The organism is Amycolatopsis sp. CFH S0740 (assembly GCF_004522315.1).
Taxonomy (GTDB): Bacteria; Actinomycetota; Actinomycetes; order Mycobacteriales; family Pseudonocardiaceae; genus Amycolatopsis; species Amycolatopsis nivea.
This window is the reverse complement of sequence record NZ_SDLS01000013.1, coordinates 154,448-174,617: the sequence shown is the minus strand read 5'-3', so window position 1 is coordinate 174,617 and position 20,170 is coordinate 154,448. Positions and strand designations below refer to the sequence as shown.

The following is a 20,170-nucleotide window of genomic DNA, read 5'->3' as shown; positions in this document are numbered from 1 at the left end:
GTTTCGCGTCACCCGGACGAGACCTAGTTGTCCACAGATCGCCGAACGGTCTTGCTAAATCGCCGCGGTGCTTTCGCGGACGGCCAGCGACACCGGGAGTTCGACCGGCGGCGGGACCGGTTCCCCCGCCAGCAGGTCCATCACCAGTTCCCCCGCGACGCGGCCCTTGCCCGCGAGGTCCTGCCGCACGGTGGTCAGGGGTGGTTCAGACCACGCGGCTTGCGGGGTGTCGTCGAAGCCGACGATCGAGACGTCGGCAGGCACTCGCAGGCCCAGCCGGTGGGCGGCGGCGATCGCGGCGAAGGCCAGCTGGTCGGACATGCACAGCAGGGCCGTCGGACGCAGCGAAGCGGTCAGCAGGTCCGTGGCGGCGGCGCGGGCGGTCGAGGCGGAGAGCCAGGGGGCTTCGGTGATGGTGACGTCGGTGATTCCGGCGGCGGTCAGCGTGTCGAGGTATCCGGCGAGGCGTTCGCGGGTGCCGTGGAAAGGGCTGGTCACCGCGGAAAGGCGCGGGGCGGCCAGGATTCCGAAGCGGCGATGCCCTAGCTCCACTAAATGGCGGGCGGCCAACGAAGCGCCGCCGCGGTCGTCGCAGCCGACTCGGGCCGTGTCGGGGAGGGGTGGCTGGTCGATGACTACCAGCGGCAATCCCCGGGTCCGCACGGCTTCCAGCGCGGGAGTGCCGTCGGCGAGGGAGTACGCGACGGCGATATCCGCTTGCGCGGCCAGCACTCGCGACGCGGGCGGGCCTTCCTGGGCCTCGCGGCCGGGCAGCAGCAACAGCGCGTTTCCGGTGGGTTCCACGGTTTTCGCGAGCGCGTCCAGGGTGATCGACAGCGCGGGGTCGGAGAAGGCCGCCGACAGCGACGAATCCAGCAGGAAAGCGATCGCGCCGGTGCGGCTCGTGGCGAGGCTGCGGGCGGTCGGGTTCGGGCCGGGGTAACCGAGTTCACCCGCCACCCGCAGAATCTGCTCCCGCAACTGCGCCGACAGCTGGTCAGGCCGGTTGTAGGCGTTCGACACAGTGGCGCGCGACACCCCGACCGCCTCCGCGACGTCGTCCAGCGTCGGGCGGCGGCGACGGCTGCTGGTCATCGGCGGAGCATAGAGGAAAGCGTTGCCGTGCACCGGATTCCGTCCGGCGACCCGCCTCGACCAGCGCAAACACCGCAAGCGAGCGTTCCGGCGCGAAACCCGGCGAGCGCCCCGCCCCGCGCACCGCCGCGCGCGCGACCGGCCTACTCTCGTACCGTGAGCTCGGAACCTGTGACGAAACCCGCCCCGAACCGCGGCCGCAAGACGAGCGTGCTCCCGCTGCTTTCGGTCGGAGTCGTGCTCGGCGCGGTCGTCGCGGTCGGGCTCGTCGCGCTCACCGGCGGCGCGGGCTACGTCATCGCCGGGCTGCCGGACCCGGGGCTCGTCACCCGTTATGGCGTCACGGTCGTCCGGGTGCTCGCCGAAGCGGCGTCGGTGGTGTGCGTCGGCGGGCTGTTGCTGGCCGCTTTCCTCGTGCCGCCACAGAAATCCGGCACGCTCGCGCCCGAGGGGTACGCCGCGGTCCGCACCGCGGGGATCGCCGCGTGGGTGTGGTTCGCCGCCTCGATCCTGTCCGTCGCCTTCACCGCCGCGGACAGCGCGGGCAAGCCGTTCGGCGACGTCCTCTCCCCGGACACCCTGCTGAGCCTCGTCGGCGCGATCGAACAGCCCAAGGCGTGGCTGTGGACGGCGCTGATCGCGATCCTGCTCGCCCTCGGCTGCCGTCTGGTGCTCAGCTGGGGCTGGACGGCGGTGCTGTTCTTCCTGTCCGTCGCCGGGCTCGTCCCGGTCGCGGTCACCGGGCACTCGGCCAGCGGCGGCTCGCACGACCTGGCCACCAACAGCCTCCTGTTCCACCTCGTCGCGGCCGCGCTGTGGGTCGGCGGCCTGCTGGCCGTGCTCGCACTCGGCTGGCGCCGCGGCAAGAACCTCAGCCTCGCCGCGCAGCGGTTCTCCAAGCTCGCGCTGGTCTGCTGGGTCGTGATGGCGGTGTCCGGCATCGTCAACGCGCTGGTCCGGATCAACCTCGGCGACCTCTTCACCACCGACTACGGCCTGCTCGTCGTCGCCAAGATCGTCGCGCTGCTGCTGCTCGGCGTCTTCGGCCAGCAGCAGCGCAGCCGCGGCGTGGCGAACCTCGTCGGCGAGCTGGGCGGCAGCCAGTTGCTGCGGCTCGCCGCCGTCGAGGTGCTGATCATGTTCGTCACCATCGGCATCGCCTCCGGCCTCGCCCGCACGCCGCCGCCGGCCGACGCGGTCACCCAGCCGGGCACTGTCGAACTCCTCATCGGCTACGACCTCCAGGGCCCGCCGACGTTCTGGCGGCTGCTCACCGACTGGCGGTTCGACCTGATCTACGGCACCCTCGCGATCGTTCTCGGCGGGCTCTACCTGGCCGGCGTGCGGCGGCTGCGCAAGCGCGGCGACACCTGGCCGGTGGGCCGGACCGTCGCGTGGCTCGCGGGTTGCCTGGTGATCCTGCTGGCCACCTCGTCGGGCATCGGCCGGTACGCGCCCGCGATGTTCAGCGTGCACATGGGCACCCACATGCTGATGTCGATGGTGGCGCCGGTCCTGCTGGTGCTCGGCGGCCCGGTCACGCTCGCCCTGCGCGCGCTCCCGCCGGCCGGCCGCGAAGCCCCTCCCGGTCCGCGCGAATGGCTGCTGGCCGCCGTGCATTCGCCGGTTTCGCGGTTCCTGACCAACCCGATCGTCGCGCTGCTGCTCTTCGTCGGGTCGTTCTACGCGCTGTACTTCTCCGGCCTCTTCGACAGCGCGCTCAACTACCACTGGGCGCACCTGGCGATGAACGCGCACTTCCTGCTCGTGGGTTACGTCTTCTACTGGCCGGTGATCGGCGTCGACCCTTCGCCGCGGCGGCTGCCGCCGATCGGGAAGCTCGGGATGATGTTCGGCGCCATGCCGTTCCACGCGTTCTTCGGCGTGATCCTGATGAACATGCAGACCGTGATCGGCCGCGAGTTCTACACGGCGCTGAAGCTGCCGTGGGTCGGCGACCTGCTGACCGACCAGCGTCTCGGCGGCGGCATCGCGTGGGCTTCGGGCGAGGTGCCGGTGCTGCTCGTGCTGATCGCGCTCCTGGTGCAGTGGGCCCGCCAGGACGAGCGCGAGGCGAAGCGGCGCGACCGGCGCGAGGAGACCACCGGCGGCGAAGAACTCGCCGCCTACAACGCGATGCTGAAGAACCTCGCCGAGGGCAAACGGGCGGAATGACTCCCCGGATTTGATATCGCCGGAGTGAGGACGACCTGACCCTCGGTAGCGCGGTGGTAACCGCCGTCAGGCCGCCGGAGGAGCCACTCTACGATCGGTGGCATGGCCGAGTTCATCTACACCATGAAGAAGGTGCGCAAGACCGTCGGGGACAAGGTGATCCTCGACGACGTGAGCACCGCGTTCTACCCCGGAGCCAAGATCGGCGTCGTGGGCCCGAACGGCGCCGGCAAGTCGACCGTTCTCAAGATCATGGCGGGGATCGAGCAGGCCAGCAACGGCGAGGCTTTCCTGCAGCCGGGCGCGAGCGTCGGCATCCTCATGCAGGAGCCGGAGCTGGACGAGGAGAAGACGGTCCGGCAGAACGTCGAGGAGGGCCTCGGCGACACCAAGAAGAAGCTCGACCGCTACAACGAGATCGCCGAGCTGATGGCGACCGACTACAGCGACGCGCTGATGGAGGAGATGGGCCAGCTCCAGGAGGAGCTGGACCACGCCGACGCGTGGGAGCTCGACTCGACCGTCGAGCAGGCGATGGACGCGCTGCGCTGCCCGCCGCCGGACGAGCCGGTCACCCACCTCTCCGGCGGCGAGCGCCGCCGCGTCGCGCTGTGCAAGCTGCTGCTCTCCGCGCCCGACCTGCTGCTGCTCGACGAGCCCACCAACCACCTGGACGCCGAAAGCGTGCTGTGGCTGGAGCAGTTCCTCGCCACCTACAAGGGCGCCGTGCTGGCCGTGACCCACGACCGGTACTTCCTGGACAACGTCGCCGAGTGGATCATGGAGCTCGACCGCGGCCGCGTCGTCGGCTACGAGGGCAACTACTCCACCTACCTGGAGAAGAAGCGCGAGCGGCTCGAGGTCCAGGGCAAGAAGGACGCCAAGCTGGCCAAGCGGCTCAAGAGCGAGCTGGAATGGGTGCGGTCCAACGCCAAGGCGCGCCAGACCAAGTCCCGTTCGCGGCTCGACCGCTACGAGGAGATGGCCGCGGAGGCGGACAAGCACCGCAAGCTCGACTTCGAGGAGATCCAGATCCCGCCGGGCCCGCGGCTGGGCAGCGTCGTGGTCGAGGTCGAGAAGCTGCGCAAGGGCTTCGACGACCGGGTGCTCATCGACGGGCTCTCGTTCGACCTGCCGCGCAACGGCATCGTCGGCGTGATCGGCCCGAACGGCGTCGGCAAGACCACGCTGTTCAAGACCATCGTCGGGCTCGAGGAGCCGGACGGCGGCTCGGTCAAGATCGGCGAGACGGTCAAACTGTCCTATGTGGACCAGAGTCGCGGCGGGATCGACCCGAAGAAGACCGTGTGGGAGGTCGTGTCGGACAAGCTCGACTACATCCACGTCGGGCAGACCGAAATGCCCTCGCGCGCCTACGTGAGCGCGTTCGGCTTCAAGGGCCCGGACCAGCAGAAGCCGGCCGGCGTGCTGTCCGGCGGCGAGCGCAACCGGCTCAACCTCGCGCTGACGCTCAAAGAGGGCGGGAACCTGATCCTGCTGGACGAGCCGACGAACGACCTGGACGTCGAAACGCTGGGCTCGCTGGAGAACGCGCTCGAGCAGTTCCCCGGCTGCGCCGTCGTGATCTCCCACGACCGGTGGTTCCTCGACCGGGTCGCGACGCACATCCTCGCCTGGGAAGGCACCGACGAGGACCCGGCGAAGTGGTTCTGGTTCGAGGGCAACTTCGAGGGCTACGAGAAGAACAAGGTCGAGCGCCTCGGCGCCGAAGCGGCTCGTCCGCACCGGGTCACCCACCGCAAGTTGAAGCGCGACTGACCGGCGCGGGGGTCCCGAGTGGAAACCAGCAGGCACAACCGGCCCAGCCCGTCCGCGACCGCGGACGGGCGGCCCGCCGTTGCCAGTGGCGGGACCCTCGCCGACCTCGGTCGGCTTATCGACCGCGCGGAATCACTGCGCTTCCGCGCGCCCGAGCTTTCGCTGGTCCTCGGCGAACGCTCGGCCGCGCTCGCGGAGGCGGCGGGCGCGGACGGGCACTGGATCCGGGCGGAAGCGCTCGTGGTGTCCGCTCGCGTGCGGACCGGGGCGCGGACGTCCACGGTCGGCCGCGCGGTCGCGGCTTTGCGCGCGGCCGAGCACGCCGGATACGCCACGACGGCGGCGCGGCTGCGCGTCGACCTCGCGGTGTGCTCGCGCAGCCTCGGCGTTCCGCTGATGGGGCTGGCCGCGTTGCGGCCGGTGCTGTCCGAGGACGTGCCGCCGTCGCTGCGCGCGGAAGCGCTGTGCCATCTCGTCGGGTGCCTCGCCCCCTTCGGCCGGAAGGCGGAACTGGACCGCGTGCTCGTCGAGGCGGACCGGCTGCTGGTGGCCGACGATTCGCTCGACGTGGACGACCGGCTGCTGATGCGGGCGTTGCTGCGCAACGGAACCGCGGCGCACCGGCGCCGGCACGGCGACCTCACCGCGGCCGCGGACGCCGCGCGGACCGGGCTCGGGTTCCTGGAGAAGATGGACCGTCCCGGCGACGACGGCGGTCTCGTCCGGATCCGGCTCGTGCTGCAGCTGGTCAGCACGCTGCTCGACCGCGGCGACGCGGACATGGCTTACGACATCGCCGAACCCGTGCTGCGGGAGCCGGTCCGGGCCGCCGGGGTCGCGCCCGCGGCGTGGCTGCGGCTGGCGGTGGCGACGCGCATTCACTTGCCTTCCGGTGCCGGTGACGCCGCTGCCGAGCTGGTGGGGGAGGCCGTCGCGGCCACCGACCGGCACGGGCTCGCGGCGGTCACCGCGCGGTTGTGGCTGGAACTGGCGCAGATCGAGGAACGGTTCGGCAGCGCGGAAGAGGCCATCGGATGCCTGCACCGCGCGCGGGCCGCAGAACACGTGCACGCGCGGGCCAGGCGCCAGGCGTGCGGGCTGATCGCGGGCGAGCTCGGCGCCGAGTCGGTCGCGTCGATGGACCTCGACGACGTCCTCGCCGCGTCCGCCCCGCGCGACGGCCGCCCGGTGTCGATGGAGGTCGAGCCGAGGGTCGCGGCCGAGGAGACCTCGGTGATGCCGGCGATCCGGGACGTCCCCGCCGAGCGGCCGGACCCGGTCGCGGCTCCGCTGCCGGTCGTTCCGGCGCAGGTCGAGGTGCCCGCGGCACCGGTTTCGGCGTCGGCGTGGGTCGAGGCGGCGGAGAAGAAGCCGGCGTGGTCGTTCCGGCGGGCCGCGGCGGAGACGGAGGTCGAGCAGACCTCGGTGCTCCCGGCGATCCGGGAAGAGGCCGAGGAGGCTCCGCGGACCGGCGGACGGCGGCGGGCCGAGGACCGCAAGTCGCCGGTGCTGCCGGGATGGGCGCGGCCGTTCGGGCGGAAGAGCGCCGACGCGCCCGCGCCGCGGAAGCGGGCGGCTGCGGAGCCGGTCAGCCGGACGGAGGCTTCGCGAGCGGCGTCGGGACGTCCGGCGCAGGTCGCCGAGAGCGCGGCGGAGAGCGCTGGGGCACGGGCTGCCGAGGTCGCTGAGGCCGCGCCGGGTCGTCGCCGGGCGGAGACGGCGCAGCCTGCCGAGGAAACGGCGGTGCGCTGGCCGGAGAAGCCGCCTGCCGCGCGTCGGTCGGCGGAGGACGCGCCCGCTCGTCGGGAAGAGAAGACGAAGTCCGAGGAGCCGGTGCGCGCGGCTGCTGAAACGCGGCCCGAGACTCCTCGTCGCGTGGCGGAAGCGCAGGCTCCGGCCGAGGAGGCACCGCGGTTCTCGCTGCGGATGCCGGATCTGTCGGACATCCTGCCGGAGCTACCGCTCGCCCCGGCTCCCGCGGACGAGCCGGCCGCGCCGTTGTGGGAAAGCGCCGAGTGGGCCAAGGAGGAAGCGGCCCGCCGCGACACCCGCGGCCGCAAGACCCGGCACGACGCCGAACACGGCTCGGTCGCCGCGAAGTCCGTGCTGGACCGGCTGGGCATCACCGCGAGCGGCGGAGGCGGCGGACGGCGCCGGGCCGACGAGCCCGGACGTCCCGAATCGGCCGCGGCGGAACCGGACACCGCGGCGAAGGACAAGCCGGAGCTGGCCCCCGCGCCGCGCCCGGAGGAGCCGGAGCCTGCCGAGGAGCCCTGGCTGCCGCGGCTGCGGATGCCGCCGGCGCTGGACCCGCTGTCCGACATCGACGCGTGGACGCCGTCGGAGCAGCCGTTCCCGGAGGGCTACGCGCGAGCCATCGCGGAGGACGAACCGCCGCCGGACGCCGGACTCGCCGAACTGCTCGCCCGCGCCCTCGCCGAACACCAGGCGGGCACCGCGAGCGCGGCCGCGCTGGTGAAACGCCTCGGCCCGAACGACGAGCCGAAGCCGATCAACGGCCGCGCGACCGCGGACCGCCACCGCAACAACGGCGACTGACGCGCGCCGAAAGTTCTTGCGCCGCAGGGAAATGCTGGTCCGGCCGGGCAGATTCCGCAGCGGGACAACGATTCACGCTGACGCGACCTCGAGTGGTCCGTGAAGGACTCCTTGAGGGAATCAGATTCCCCCCAAGGAGTCCTTCACGGACCGCTGTGGGGAGGGCGGCCTGCTGGCGGAAAACTTCGCCGACGCGGAGAATCCCGCGGCTTCGGCATCGAGNCGCGGAGAATCCCGCGGCTTCGGCATCGAGAGGTACGTGAGGGGAACCCTGAGGGAATCAGATTCCCTCAGGGTTCCCCTCACGTACCTCTGCGGGAGCGCACCGCGCCGGAGCGGAAGATCGTCCCGTTTTCCGCGCTGCGCCAAGCGGTTTTCCCACTCACTGGTTGAACGCGCCGCGATGATGCAGCACAAGCCGCCCCGTCCGCCGATCTGCGGACACCTCGCGGGCGCCCCATCCTGAAACCCCGGCTCCCTCTGCGGCAACGGAAGAATTAGCCCGTACGGGTGGGAATTCTCGCAGGGGAGGGACGCAACCTTTTCCGTTCCCGCCGCGGGCGATACGGGCACTGAACCGATCCCGAAGCGGCCGCCGCGCCCGCGAAACCGGCGCTCCGGCCTCGTGCCAAGCCTTTTGCCGGAAACCGCCCGTGCCGAACCCGCCGGTAGCTGAACCGATCCCGCGCGAGCGCGGCGCCGGGGACCCCTGAAACGAACCTTAAGTCTTTCCCTGCCGCGCACAGGGGCGTCTCCGGGCGGATTAGGGTGAGGGATGTCCGGCACGTTGTGGTGACGGACGCATCTCGGTCTCGCATACTGGAGAGTTGCTCAATGAGCTCGACGGGAGTTTCGTCCCCGCCCGATGTCGGCACCGAAGCCGGCGCCGCCCGCCGCACGACAGCCAGCCCGGAGCAGATCCGGGACGAGCTGATCGACACCGCCGCGGCGCAGGCGCCGGAGATCGCGGACCTGATCCGCTTGTACTACCGGCACATCCCGGCCGACGAGATCGTCGGCGACGATCCGGTAGCGCTCGTCGGCGCGGTGCGCTCGCACCTGCAGCTGGCGAAGCAGCGCATGCCCGGGCGCCCGGCGGTCCGGCTGCTGAACCCGACCACCGCCGAGGACGGCTGGACGCGCGACGCGACCGTCGTGCAGGTCGTCACCGACGACATGCCCTACCTCGTGGACAGCGTCACCGCGGAGTTCGCCCGCGACGGCGTACAGGTGCAGCGCATCGTGCACCCGATCGTCGTGGTGAGCCGCGGCCTGACCGGCGAGCTGGAGGGCCTGCACCTCGACGCCGACCCGGCCGATCCGCCGGCTGGCGCGTCCGCGGAATCGTGGATGCTGGTGGAGATCGACCTCGTCACCGACCCGCAGCGGGCGCGCGAGCTGGACAACCGGCTGACGTCGGTGCTCGGCGACGTGCGCGAGGTCGTCGAGGACGCCGAGAAGATGGCGCAGACGGCCTGCTCGCTCGCGGAAACGCTGGAGCAGCACCCGCCGAAGCTGCCCAGCGACGACGAGGTCACCGAGGGCGCGCGCCTGCTGCGCTGGCTCGCCGACGGCCACTTCACCTTCCTCGGCTACCGCAAGTACGAGCTGGTCGACAGCCCGCAGCCGGACAGCGACGAGCCCGCCCTGCGCGCGGTTCTCGCGTCCGGGCTGGGCGTGCTGCGCCAGGACAGCCTCGCCGCGCGCAGCCTCACCGCGGGCCCGGACAGCTCGGTCGACGCGCTCGCGCCGTCGCTGCTCGTGCTCACCCAGGCCAGCGCGCCGAGCACGGTGCATCGTCCGGTTTATCCGTATTACGTCGGCGTGAAGACGTTCGACGAGCACGGCAAGGTCACCGGCGAGCACCGGTTCCTCGGCATGTTCACCACGACCGCGCTGCACGAGAACGTGCTCGACATCCCGGTGGTCGGCCAGCGCGTGCGCGAGGTGATCCACCGCGCCGGGTTCCCGATGGAGTCGTTCTCCGGCCAGCGGATGCTGGAGGTCCTGCAGAACTGGCCGCGCGCGGACCTGTTCTCCGCGGACACCGATTCGCTCTTCTACACCACCACCGGCGCGATCACGCTGTCCGACCGCCGCCGGCTGCGGCTGTTCCTGCGCCGCGACCCGTACGGCCGCTTCTACTCCTGCCTCGTCTACCTCCCGCGCGACCGCTACACCACGCGCTCGCGGCTGGCGATGCAGGAAGTGCTGCTGGAAGAACTCGAAGGCACGCAGCTGGAGTACAGCGCGCGCGTCGGCGAAACGCTGCTGGCGCAGGTGCACTTCATGGTGCACACCGACCCGTCGAACGCCCTCGAGCCGGACACGCTGCGGATCCAGGAACGCCTGAACACCGTCGTCCGCAGCTGGGACGACCGGCTGGTCGAGGCGATCATCGCCGAACGCCGCGAGCGCGTCGGCGACGGTGGCCCGATCGGGATGATGGGCGAGGAGTCCGCGGTCGACCGGGGCCAGCGCTTCGGCGCGGTGTTCCCCGAGGCGTACAAGGAAGACTTCACTGCCGAGGACGCGCTGGCCGACCTGGCCAAGCTCGACACCCTCGCGGACGAGGGCGACCTCGCGCTGTCGTTCTACCTGCCCGCCGACGCCGAACCCGGCGAGCGGCGGTTCAAGCTCTACCTGCGCGGCGAGGGCGTCACCCTGTCCAAGGTGCTGCCGGTGCTGCAGGCGATGGGCGTCGAGGTGGTGGACGAGCGGCCGTACGAGCTGTTCCGCGAGGACGGCGGGGCCAGCTGGATCTACGACTTCGGCCTGCGCGTCGACAAGAAGGGCCTCGAAGAAGCCGACGAGGCGGCGGCGGTCGAGGTGCGCGAGCGGTTCCAGGACGCGTTCCACGCGGCGTGGCGCGGCGACGCCGAGGTCGACGGCCTCAACGGGCTCGTCCTGCGCGCCGGGCTCACCTGGCGCCAGGCCGCGGTGCTGCGGGCGTACTCGCGTTACCTGCAGCAGGCGCGCAGCCCGTTCTCCCAGTCCTACATCCAGAACACGGTCGTCAAGCACACCGAGGTCGCGACGAAACTGGTGCGGCTCTTCGAAACCCGCTGCGACCCGCAACTGTCCGATGTGGACCGGAAGACGCACGAGGAATCGCTGACCGCCGAGATCTCCTCGATGGTCGACGAGGTCACGAGTCTCGACGAGGACCGGATCCTGCGCCGGATGCTCGCGGTCATCAACGCGACCCTGCGCACGAACTACCACGTGCGCGACGCCGACGGGAACCCGCGGCCGTACCTGGCGCTCAAGCTCGACCCGAGCGGCGTGCCGGAGCTGCCCGAGCCGCACCCGAAGTACGAGATCTTCGTGTACTCGCCGCGCGTCGAGGGCGTGCACCTGCGGTTCGGCGAGGTCGCCCGCGGCGGCCTGCGCTGGTCGGACCGGCAGGAGGACTTCCGCACCGAGATCCTGGGCCTGGTGAAGGCGCAGGCGGTGAAGAACGCGGTGATCGTGCCGGTCGGCGCGAAGGGCGGCTTCGTGGTGAAGCGGCCGCCGCGGCCCACCGGCGACGCCGGGGTCGACCGCGACGCCCAGCTCGCCGAGGGCATCTCCTGCTACCGGATGTTCATCTCCGGCCTGCTGGACCTCACCGACAACCGCGTCGAGGGCGAGACTGTGCCGGCGCCGGACGTAGTGCGCCACGACGCCGACGACAGCTACCTGGTCGTCGCGGCGGACAAGGGCACCGCGAAGTTCTCCGACATCGCCAACGAAGTCTCGGCGCAGTACGGCTTCTGGCTGGGCGACGCGTTCGCCTCCGGCGGTTCGGTCGGTTACGACCACAAGGCCATGGGCATCACCGCCAAGGGCGCGTGGGAGAGCGTGAAGCGGCACTTCCGCGAGCTGGGCAAGGACACCCAGACCGAGGACTTCACCGTCGTCGGCATCGGCGACATGATGGGCGACGTCTTCGGCAACGGGATGCTGCTGTCCGAGCACATCCGGCTGGTCGCGGCGTTCAACCACATGCACGTCTTCCTCGACCCGAACCCGGACGCCGCGTCGTCGTACGCGGAGCGGCGGCGGCTGTTCGACCTGCCGCGCAGTTCGTGGGACGACTACGACCGTTCGCTGATCAGCGAGGGCGGCGGGATCTACCCGCGGTCGGCCAAGACCATCCCGATCACCCCGCAGGTCCGCGAGGCGCTCGGCCTCGACGAGGGCGTCACGAAGCTCGCGCCGATGGACCTGATCCAGGCGATCCTGCTGGCCCCGGTCGAACTGCTGTGGAACGGCGGCATCGGCACCTACGTCAAGGCCGAGAGCGAAAGCCAGGCCGCGGCGGGCGACAAGGCCAACGACGCGATCCGCGTCAACGGCAACCAGCTGCGCGTGAAGGTCGTCGGCGAGGGCGGCAACCTGGGCCTGACCCAGCTCGGCCGCATCGAATTCGCCCGCACCGGCGGCAAGATCAACACCGACGCGCTCGACAACTCGGCCGGCGTCGACTGCTCCGACCACGAAGTCAACATCAAGATCCTGCTGGACCACCTGGTGGCGGGCGGCGAGCTGGAGCACGCGCGGCGCAACGAGCTGCTCGGCGAGATGACCGACGAGGTCGGCTCGCTCGTGCTCGCGGACAACTACCGGCAGAACGCGGTGCTCGGCGTCAGCCGGGCGCACGCCGGGCCGATGGTGTCGGTGCACGCGCGGCAGGTGTCCGCGCTGGTCGCGAAGGGCGCGTTCGACCGCAAGCTGGAGGCGCTGCCGACCCCGTCGCAGTTCCGCGCGCTGGAGAAGGCGGGCGAGGGCCTGACCTCGCCGGAACTGGCGACGCTGCTCGCGCACGTGAAGCTCGACCTCAAGGACGAGCTGCTCGCCTCCGACCTGCCCGAGTCCGAGGTGTTCACTCGCAGGCTGCCGGAGTACTTCCCGGCCCCGCTGCGGGAGCGGTTCGCCGCGGCGATCGCGCAGCACCCGCTGCGCCGCCAGATCATCACCACGCTCATCACCAACGAGCTGGTCGACGGCGGCGGCATCTCGTTCGTCTACCGCCTGATGGAGGAGATGAACGCGACCGCCACCGACGCGGTGCGCGCGTACGCGGTGGTCACGCACGTCTACGACCTGCCGAAGCTGTGGGCCGAGATCGACGCGCTGGACAACGTGGTGCCGACCGAAGTCGCGGACGGGATGGTGCTGGAGACGCGGCGGCTGCTCGACCGGGCCGCGCGCTGGTTCCTCACCAACCGCCCGCAGCCGCTCGCGCCGCTGGCCGAGATCAACCGGTTCGGCCCGGTGCTCGCGGAACTCGGCCCGAAGCTGGGCGAGCTGCTGCGCGGGCGCGAGCTGGAGTCGGTGGAGCAGGACGCGGCCGCGCTGGTCGACCAGGGCGTGCCCGCCGATCTCGCCCGCCGGGTGGCGCTGCTGCTGCACAGCTACGGCCTGCTCGACGTGGTCGAGGTGGCGGAGCTGGCCGAGCAGCAGGTCGGGCTCGACGCGACGCACACCCCGGCGGACACCGCCGAGCTGTACTACGCGCTGTCGGACCACCTGGACATCGACAAGATGCTCACCGAGATCAGCGCGCTGGAACGCGGCAACCGCTGGCACGCCCTCGCCCGGCTCTCGCTGCGCGACGACGTGTACGGTTCCCTGCGCGCGATCGCGCTCGACGCACTGCGGCACAGCGACCAGGACCTGTCCGTCGACGAGCAGATCGAGCAATGGGAGAAGGCCAACGCGTCGCGGCTTTCGCGGGCGCGCGTGGCGCTGGACGAGATCACCCGTTCCGGGCGGCTCGACCTCGCGACGCTGTCCGTGGCCGCGCGCCAGATCCGGAGCACGGTGCGGTGACATTCGTTTCCCACGTCCAGCCGCGATGGTCGGACATGGACGTGTACGGGCACGTCAACCACGCGAACGTGGTGACGCTGCTCGAAGAGGCCCGGGTGCCCGTGCTGTTCGGCGAAGCCGAGCGCGCGGGGCTCACCGAACTGCCGAAGGGCGTCGTGGTCGTGAAGCTCGGGGTGCATTACCGCGCGCCGATCGTCGCGGCGCCCGGCCGCTCGGTGCGCGTGGAGATCACGCTCACCGAGCTGAAGGCCTCGACGGTGACGCTCGGGTACGTCGTGCGGACCGGTCCGGACGCGACCGATCCGGTCGCGGTCACCGCCGAGACCGTGCTGGCCCCGTACGACACGGCCAACCTCCGGCCGCGCCGGCTCAGCGACGAGGAATCCGAATTCCTCAAGCGGGTGCTGGCCGATGCCTGAGCTGCGGATTCCCGATCCGGGCGACCGGGAGACGCTCAGCGCGTTCGTGGCCCGCGCGGTGCGGCTGGACGGCACGACCGCCGTCCGGCTGCGCCGCCGGGGCGACGACGTCGTCGAGGCGTGGACGGCCACGCCGTTCGAGGTCCTCGCGACCCGCGCGGTGGCGGGGACGGTGACGCCCGCGGACGTCACGGTGTCCGGCAACGAACTGCTCGCGGCGCTCGCCGTCGCGGGCGGCGAGGTGATGGACCCGGGCCCGGCGCGCGACCTGCTGTGGCACGCGGAACTGCCGGTGTCCGACCGGTGGCAGAAGGTCGACGAGCTGCCGGTCGGCGTGGTGTCGGACCTGGCCGACCGCGGCGTCGCGCTCGCCCGCGACAACGCCGGGCCGCACGGCACGCCGCCCGCCTCGCTGATGGACCAGGCGGTGCTGACCGTCACCGGGGGAGACCTCGAGGTCAAGGTCCAGATGCGGTGCCTGTTCGCGCTGTCCGGGATGGGGTTGTTCGATTCGTCGATCGACGGCGACGTGGTCCGGGTGACCGCGACTGATTCGTGGCTGCGCCTCGACGCCCGTTACGGTGCGGTGCTGAAGCGGCGCCAAGCGTTGCTGCCGCTGCTGTTCTGACGATTCTGCTGGCGGGAGCCGTCCGGCGATGTCATCGTGAACCGCATGACCGAACCGGACGGCGACCCGACCGCGGACTTCCTCGCCGAGGTCCGGCCCGAGGAGACGCCGTGGCGCACCGACCGGCCCGCGGACGCCGATCCCGCGCCGGAAGCCGAACCCGCGCCAGGGCGTGCGCGGTCGGTGGTGCGCGCGGTCGGCGAGGCCGCGCCGTACGTCCAGGCGGGGTTGTTCGCCGCGTGGGTGGCGACGTCGATCGCGGAGTCGGCCGACGGCGGCGATTTCGGCGGCCAATCGGGCTGAACCCGGCTGTCCTCAGTGGACAGTGTGCCGGGCGGATCGCCACGTCGAGCAAGGATTTCGCCTGCGGACGCGGCCGATCGAGCGATTTCCGCGGCGGCCAGACGGGTTGATCTCGGCTGCGGGCTTGTCCCAGCGGGTAGAGTCGGAGTCCGGTCCAGCTGCCGGATGCCCGATCCGGTGCGACCCCGATCATCGCGACCGCCGGCCTTCGCGCGAGGCGAAACCCGGTTCGCTTGCTGCGCGAAGCGGAAGCGGCGGCGGAAGAGGAGACCCATGCTCCTGTCCGGTCCGGAACGCCCGATGTCCCTGCCCACCGCCGACGATCCGCAGGTCCTGCGGCAGGCGCTGGCCGCGTACGTGCGCGAGGTCGCCGCCGCGGTCGGAGTGTCGGTGGAGTGCACGTCGTGCGAGGTCACCGACACGATCACCGCGTACGTCGCGCTGAGCGGCCGGTCCCCGCGTTTCCCCGGCCGGGATCTGATGCTGTTGTGGACCATGCGGCAGGGCTGGTCGGTGGCGGTGGAGACGACGCCCGCCGAATCCCCGCAGCCGGTGGCCCAGCTGGGCGGCGACGTCACGCCCGCGCCGGAACGGGTGCGGCGGTTCGTCGCGGAGGTCGTGAGCTCGGCCGAAACGGCCGGGAAGCCGGGACCGGTGCTGGCGGTGTCCAGCCACGGCGACCTGCGGACCCGGCTCGAAGAGCGAGTCCGCAGGTCCTGACTGGCCCGCGACGCGAAGATCAGCGGTCCGTGAGGGAACCAGATTCCGTCCGGGTTCCCCTCACGGACCACAAGAGACCGGACGCTCAGGCGGCCTTGAGCTTGCGGGCGAGGCGTTCGGGCCGGGGCCAGCGCACGTGCGAGGCCCAGCGGAACTTCTCGAACATCCAGATCAGCCGCGCGGAGATGTCGAGCTGGCCGCGGCCGACGCCGTGCCGGGCCCCGGTCGGGTCGGCGTGGTGGGAGTTGTGCCAGGACTCGCCGAAGGACGCGATCGCCAGCGGCCAGAAGTTCGCCGACCGGTCGCGCGCCTCGAACGGGCGCTCGCCGATCAGGTGGCACAGCGAGTTGACCGACCAGGTCACGTGGTGCAGCGCGGCGACCCGGACCAGCCCGGCCCAGAAGAACGCCGTCAGCGCGCCCCACCAGGTCATCGTGATGAGCCCGCCCAGCAGCGCGGGACCCAGCAGCGTCGCGACGGTCAGCACCGGGAAGAGCCGGTCGATCCGCTTCAGGTCGGCGTCGTCGAGCAGGTCGGGGGCGAAGCGGCGCGGGTTGGTCCGGTCGCGGCCGAACAGCCAGCCCATGTGCGCGTGCCAGAAGCCCTTGGCGAGCGCGGCGGGCGACGTGCCGAAGCGCCACGGCGAATGCGGGTCGCCGTCGCGGTCGGAGTAGGCGTGGTGGCGGCGGTGGTCGGCGACCCAGTCGATCACCGGTCCCTGCATGGCCATGCTGCCCGCGACGGCGAGCGCGATCCGCAGCCCGCGGCGGGCGCGGAACGCGCCGTGGGTGAAGTACCGGTGGAAGCCGACGGTGATGCCGAGGCCGCTGACGCAGTAGAACGCGGCGGCGAGGCCGACGTCGAGCCAGCTCAGCCCCCAGCCCCAGGCGAGCGGGACCGCGACGGCGACGGCGAGAAGGGGGACGACCGCGAAGAGCTTCACCAGGAAGGCCTCGGTGCCGGTCTTGTGGCCGGCGAGCATGGGCTGCGGCGATTTCGGGGGACGCTGGACGGTGCTCTGGGTGTCGATGGGTAACGCTCCTACTCGAGCTGGTCCGGCCGCCGCGCTCTGCGGGGCCGAGGCCGATGCCGCGGCGCCGACCAGGCGGAAGGGGGCCGCCTCGGGGGTGCGCCGTGCGTTGCGTACTGGCCAGGCAGGGGAGGGCCTCGAGGCCAGTCGCGACCTGCCCTGGTCAACGGGTGATCTCGCGTCCGGGTTCCCGGAACGCGGAAGACCTTGTGCGGCCGGGAAAACTCACCGGGCCGCACCGGGGTGCCGAGCTGTTTCGGCTGCCGTGGGCGGAAAAGTCCGCTTCGGCGCGGGTCCCCTGGTGCGGAAAGCCTTCCGCACCAGGGGAAACACCGGGGAAACTCAGATGGCGCGAACGCCAGTGGCCTGCGGGCCCTTCTGGCCCTGGCCGACCTCGAACTCCACGCGCGCGTTCTCCTCAAGGCTGCGGAACCCGTTGCCCTGGATCTCGGAGTAGTGCACGAAGACGTCGGCGCTGCCGTCGTCCGGGCTGATGAACCCGAAGCCCTTTTCGGCGTTGAACCACTTCACGGTGCCTTGCGTCATAAAAACGATCTCCATCGGACTCACAACAGATGCCACCTCGGCATCCGGGCCTGGCAACCGACGGTGTGCCTTCCGAAAAGAGAAACACCACGCCCGCTACATCTTGCGAGCGTGGCTGCGGGACGTACCCACCGCACGAACACAAAACACGACCGTCTTCAGTAAAGCACGCCCGGGCCGGTCCCACCAGGGCCGTCGCCCGAAGGGTCCACTGTGGACGTCGCGACGCGCGCGGCGGGGACGGCTCGCGGGCAGGTCGGAGGCGGGGAGTAGCGTCAGCACCGTCGAGAAGTCTCATCGTGCGCCGGCGTTCGAGCCGGCGTCGTCCCCGGCGGGCCCGCCCCCGCGGTGCCGCCGGTGGCCCCTTCCACCTCGACGAGGAGCGACATGCGCTCGGAACGACGTCCGCTGTCCGCCGAAACCAGTGAATTCGCCCGTGCCCGGGTGTCCGCCGAACAGGACCTGCGCGTCCAGCAGGAGCACGCCGCCCGCACCGTCGCGGGGCACGCGCACGATGTCGATGACCTGCGGGGATTGCTCGCGATGCTCGGTCTGGAGGCGGGTGCTCGCGTCTGACCTGACCGGGGCGGCCGCCGGGCTCGGGCTACCCGAGCCAGGCGGCTGAATCCGGTGCGAGTCTGCCGTCGATCAGCGGGCTGCTGGTGAGCAGCACCTCTCCCGGCGGCAGGGCGATCGAGCTGGCCGAGGTGTTCAGCGCGCCGACCAGCCCGCCCCGCCTGAACAGGATCTGGGCGTCTAGCAGAAGAGTGTTGCCGAGCATGCGCACAATGCCGATGACCTGTGGGGATTTGCTCGACTTGCTCGGGCTGGAGGCGGGTGCGCGTCTGACCTGGGCTACCCGAGCCAGGCGGCTGAATCCGGTGCGAGTCTGCCGTCGATCAGCGGGCTGCTGGTGAGCAGCACCTCTCCCGGCGGCAGGGCGATCGAGCTGGCCGAGGTGTTCAGCGCGCCGACCAGCCCGCCCCGCCTGAACAGGATCTGGGCGTCTAGCAGAAGAGTGTTGCCGAGCATGCGCACAATGCCGATGACCTGTGGGGATTTGCTCGACTTGCTCGGGCTGGAGGCGGGTGCGCGTCTGACCTGGGCTACCCGAGCCAGGCGGCTGAATCCGGTGCGAGTCTGCCGTCGATCAGCGGGCTGCTGGTGAGCAGCACCTCTCCCGGCGGCAGGGCGATGGAACTGGCCGAGGTGTTCAGCGCGCAGATCAGCCCGCCCCGCCCGCGGCGGAAGGCGAAGCAGCCCGCGGGCGCGCCGAACCACTGCAGTTCGTCGCCGCCGCGGAACGCCGGGTGGTGTTTCCGCAGCTCCACCGCGCGCCGGTACAGCGACAGCGTCGATTCCGGATCCTCGAGCTGCCGTTCCACGGTCAGCGACGCCCAGTCCGCGGGCATCGGCAGCCAGGTTTGTGCGGTGCGCGAAAACCCGTACGGCGGGAGCGTGCCCTCCCAAGGCAGCGGCACGCGTTCGCCGTCGCGGCTGAATTCCGGGCCCTGTGAGCGGGCGCGCGGGTCGGTCATCGCTTCCAGCGGCAGGTCGGCGTTCGGCAGGCCCAGCTCTTCTCCCTGGTACAGGTAGACCGCGCCGGGCAGGGCGAGTTCTACCAGCGCCATCGCGCGCGCCCGGCGGACCCCGGCCGCGCCGCCGCCGTAACGGCTGGCCGCGCGCCAGACGTCGTGGTTGGACAGCGTCCAGGTCGCCGGTGCGCCCGCCGAACGCGGCACCGCCAGCGACCGCTCGATCGACGTGCGCACGGCGTCCGCGTCGAAGTGGGTGAGCACCAGGCGGAAGTTGAACGCCAGGTGAAGTTCGTCCGGCCGCAGGTAGCGGGCCAGCCGCTCCTCGTCCTGCACCCAGATCTCGCCGACCGCCATCGCGTCCGGGTACTCGTCGAGCACCTTGCGGATCAGCTGGTGCACCTCGTGCACGCCGTCGTCGTCGAAGCGCGGATCGCCCAGCACGCCGCCGCCGTGCGCGGGCGTGTCCGGGTCCATGTCGGGCAGCCCGGCGGGTTTGGCCATCCCGTGCGCGACGTCGATCCGGAAGCCGTCCACGCCCCGGTCGAGCCAGAACCGCAGGGTGCGCTCCAGATCGGCGCGGACGTCCGGATTGGCCCAGTTCAGGTCCGGCTGCTGCGGCGCGAACAGGTGCAGGTACCACTGCCCGTCCGGCACCCGCGTCCACGCCGGGCCGCCGAACACGCTGATCCAGTTGTTGGGCGGCTCCGCGCCGCCGGGACCGCGGCCGTCGCGGAAGTGGTAGCGCTCCCGCTCCGGGCTGCCCGGCCCGGCGGCCAGCGCGGACTTGAACCAGGCGTGCCGGTTGCTCGTGTGGTTCGGCACGACGTCCACGGTGACCCGGATGCCGCGCCGGTGCGCCTCGGTGAGCAGCACGTCGAAGTCGCCGAGGGTGCCGAACATCGGGTCGACGCCGCGCGGATCCGCGACGTCGTAGCCGTGGTCGGCCATCGGCGAGGGGTAGAACGGCGTCAGCCACAGCGCGTCGACGCCCAGCAGCTCCAGGTAGCCGAGCTTGCTGCGGATGCCCTCGAGGTCGCCGATGCCGTCCTCGCCCGAATCGGCGAACGACCGCACGTAGATCTCGTAGAACACCGCGTCCGACCACCACGACGGCCGCGGAAGGCGGTCCGGCCGCCGTCCCGCGACCTTGCGTCTCATCAGACGAAGCTGTTCATCATGCTGTGCGCGGCCATTTCCAGGTACGCCCACAGCTGGCTGAGGTACGGCTCGGGCAGGTTCTCCTCGTCGATCGCGATCCGGATGCAGCGCAGCCACGCGTCGCGCTCGATCGGGCCGATCTTGAACGGCGCGTGCCGCATCCGCAGCCGCGGGTGGCCGCGCTGGTCGGAGTAGGTGTGCGGACCGCCCCAGTACTGGATGAGGAACAGCCGGAACCGCTCCTCCGCCGGGCCGAGGTCCTCCTCCGGGTAGAGCGGGCGCAGCACCTCGTCGCGGGCCACTTCCTCGTAGAACCGCTTGATGATCCGGCGGAAGGTCGGTTCGCCGCCCACCGCCTCGTACAGGTTCGCCGGTTCCGGCTCGCTCACAGTCGACACACCTC

The 20,170-nt window shown here is 71.4% G+C and carries 15 protein-coding genes and 1 pseudogene; 9 read left to right on the top strand and 7 right to left on the bottom strand.

Annotation, left to right across the window (positions count from 1 at the left end):
* Positions 1 to 54 precede the first annotated feature (54 nt).
* Positions 55 to 1,095 carry a LacI family DNA-binding transcriptional regulator gene (locus EIZ45_RS22875; protein WP_134663138.1) on the bottom strand — a complete coding sequence of 347 codons (1,041 nt, stop codon included), beginning with the start codon at positions 1,093 to 1,095 and terminating at the stop codon, positions 55 to 57.
* Between the two features lie 156 nt (positions 1,096 to 1,251).
* Here EIZ45_RS22875 and EIZ45_RS22870 point away from each other — a divergent pair, with 156 nt between their 5' ends.
* From EIZ45_RS22870 to EIZ45_RS22835, 8 genes are all read left to right on the top strand, one after another.
* Positions 1,252 to 3,270 (top strand): cytochrome c oxidase assembly protein, encoded by a 2,019-nt coding sequence (locus EIZ45_RS22870; protein WP_205669917.1) that lies wholly within the window; start codon positions 1,252 to 1,254, stop codon positions 3,268 to 3,270.
* Positions 3,271 to 3,372: 102 nt separating this feature from the next.
* On the top strand, positions 3,373 to 5,049 hold the full coding sequence (ettA, locus tag EIZ45_RS22865) for an energy-dependent translational throttle protein EttA (RefSeq protein ID WP_134663137.1): 1,677 nt from the start codon (positions 3,373 to 3,375) through the stop codon (positions 5,047 to 5,049).
* 18 nt (positions 5,050 to 5,067) lie between these two features.
* Entirely contained in the window at positions 5,068 to 7,608 is a 2,541-nt protein-coding gene (locus tag EIZ45_RS22860; protein WP_134663136.1) for a hypothetical protein, read from the top strand.
* A gap of 834 nt (positions 7,609 to 8,442) precedes the next feature.
* Positions 8,443 to 13,425: an NAD-glutamate dehydrogenase gene (locus EIZ45_RS22855; protein WP_134663135.1), complete on the top strand. Its 4,983-nt coding sequence runs from the start codon at positions 8,443 to 8,445 to the stop codon at positions 13,423 to 13,425.
* A complete protein-coding gene (locus tag EIZ45_RS22850) occupies positions 13,422 to 13,844 on the top strand; it encodes a thioesterase family protein (RefSeq protein WP_037814068.1) in 423 nt (140 codons plus the stop codon). The genes EIZ45_RS22855 and EIZ45_RS22850 overlap by 4 nt, the downstream gene beginning before the upstream one ends.
* Positions 13,837 to 14,472 carry a hypothetical protein gene (locus tag EIZ45_RS22845; RefSeq protein WP_134663134.1) on the top strand — a complete coding sequence of 212 codons (636 nt, stop codon included), beginning with the start codon at positions 13,837 to 13,839 and terminating at the stop codon, positions 14,470 to 14,472. The genes EIZ45_RS22850 and EIZ45_RS22845 overlap by 8 nt, the downstream gene beginning before the upstream one ends.
* 45 nt (positions 14,473 to 14,517) lie before the next feature.
* Positions 14,518 to 14,775 (top strand): hypothetical protein, encoded by a 258-nt coding sequence (locus tag EIZ45_RS22840; protein ID WP_037814249.1) that lies wholly within the window; start codon positions 14,518 to 14,520, stop codon positions 14,773 to 14,775.
* Positions 14,776 to 15,048: 273 nt separating this feature from the next.
* Positions 15,049 to 15,495, top strand: coding sequence for a DUF6292 family protein (locus EIZ45_RS22835; protein ID WP_199817689.1), 447 nt, complete (start codon positions 15,049 to 15,051; stop codon positions 15,493 to 15,495).
* Between the two features lie 85 nt (positions 15,496 to 15,580).
* Here EIZ45_RS22835 and EIZ45_RS22830 read toward each other — a convergent pair whose 3' ends face one another.
* The gene (locus EIZ45_RS22830) at positions 15,581 to 16,477 is read right to left on the bottom strand and encodes a fatty acid desaturase (RefSeq protein ID WP_043829466.1); all 897 of its coding nucleotides are present in this window, start codon (positions 16,475 to 16,477) and stop codon (positions 15,581 to 15,583) included.
* A gap of 390 nt (positions 16,478 to 16,867) precedes the next feature.
* On the bottom strand, positions 16,868 to 17,071 hold the full coding sequence (locus tag EIZ45_RS22825; RefSeq protein ID WP_037814060.1) for a cold-shock protein: 204 nt from the start codon (positions 17,069 to 17,071) through the stop codon (positions 16,868 to 16,870).
* A 387-nt stretch (positions 17,072 to 17,458) separates the two neighbouring features.
* On the opposite strand from EIZ45_RS22825, the gene EIZ45_RS22820 reads away from it, so the two are divergent.
* Positions 17,459 to 17,647, top strand: a complete 189-nt coding sequence (locus EIZ45_RS22820) for a hypothetical protein (protein ID WP_009081303.1) — start codon at positions 17,459 to 17,461, stop codon at positions 17,645 to 17,647.
* 28 nt (positions 17,648 to 17,675) lie between these two features.
* On the opposite strand, the gene EIZ45_RS46175 is transcribed toward EIZ45_RS22820, so the two are convergent.
* From EIZ45_RS46175 to EIZ45_RS22810, 4 genes and pseudogenes are all read right to left on the bottom strand, one after another.
* Positions 17,676 to 17,852 (bottom strand): hypothetical protein, encoded by a 177-nt coding sequence (locus tag EIZ45_RS46175; protein ID WP_167756528.1) that lies wholly within the window; start codon positions 17,850 to 17,852, stop codon positions 17,676 to 17,678.
* A 74-nt stretch (positions 17,853 to 17,926) separates the two neighbouring features.
* Positions 17,927 to 18,040, bottom strand: a pseudogene (locus EIZ45_RS47640) (alpha-glucosidase); the annotation flags it as partial.
* Between the two features lie 137 nt (positions 18,041 to 18,177).
* A complete protein-coding gene (locus EIZ45_RS22815; RefSeq protein ID WP_051729015.1) occupies positions 18,178 to 19,767 on the bottom strand; it encodes a glycoside hydrolase family 13 protein in 1,590 nt (529 codons plus the stop codon).
* Positions 19,767 to 20,156: a globin gene (locus tag EIZ45_RS22810; protein WP_369806064.1), complete on the bottom strand. Its 390-nt coding sequence runs from the start codon at positions 20,154 to 20,156 to the stop codon at positions 19,767 to 19,769. Before EIZ45_RS22810 ends, EIZ45_RS22815 begins: the two co-directional genes overlap by 1 nt.
* Between the last annotated feature and the right edge of the window lie 14 nt (positions 20,157 to 20,170).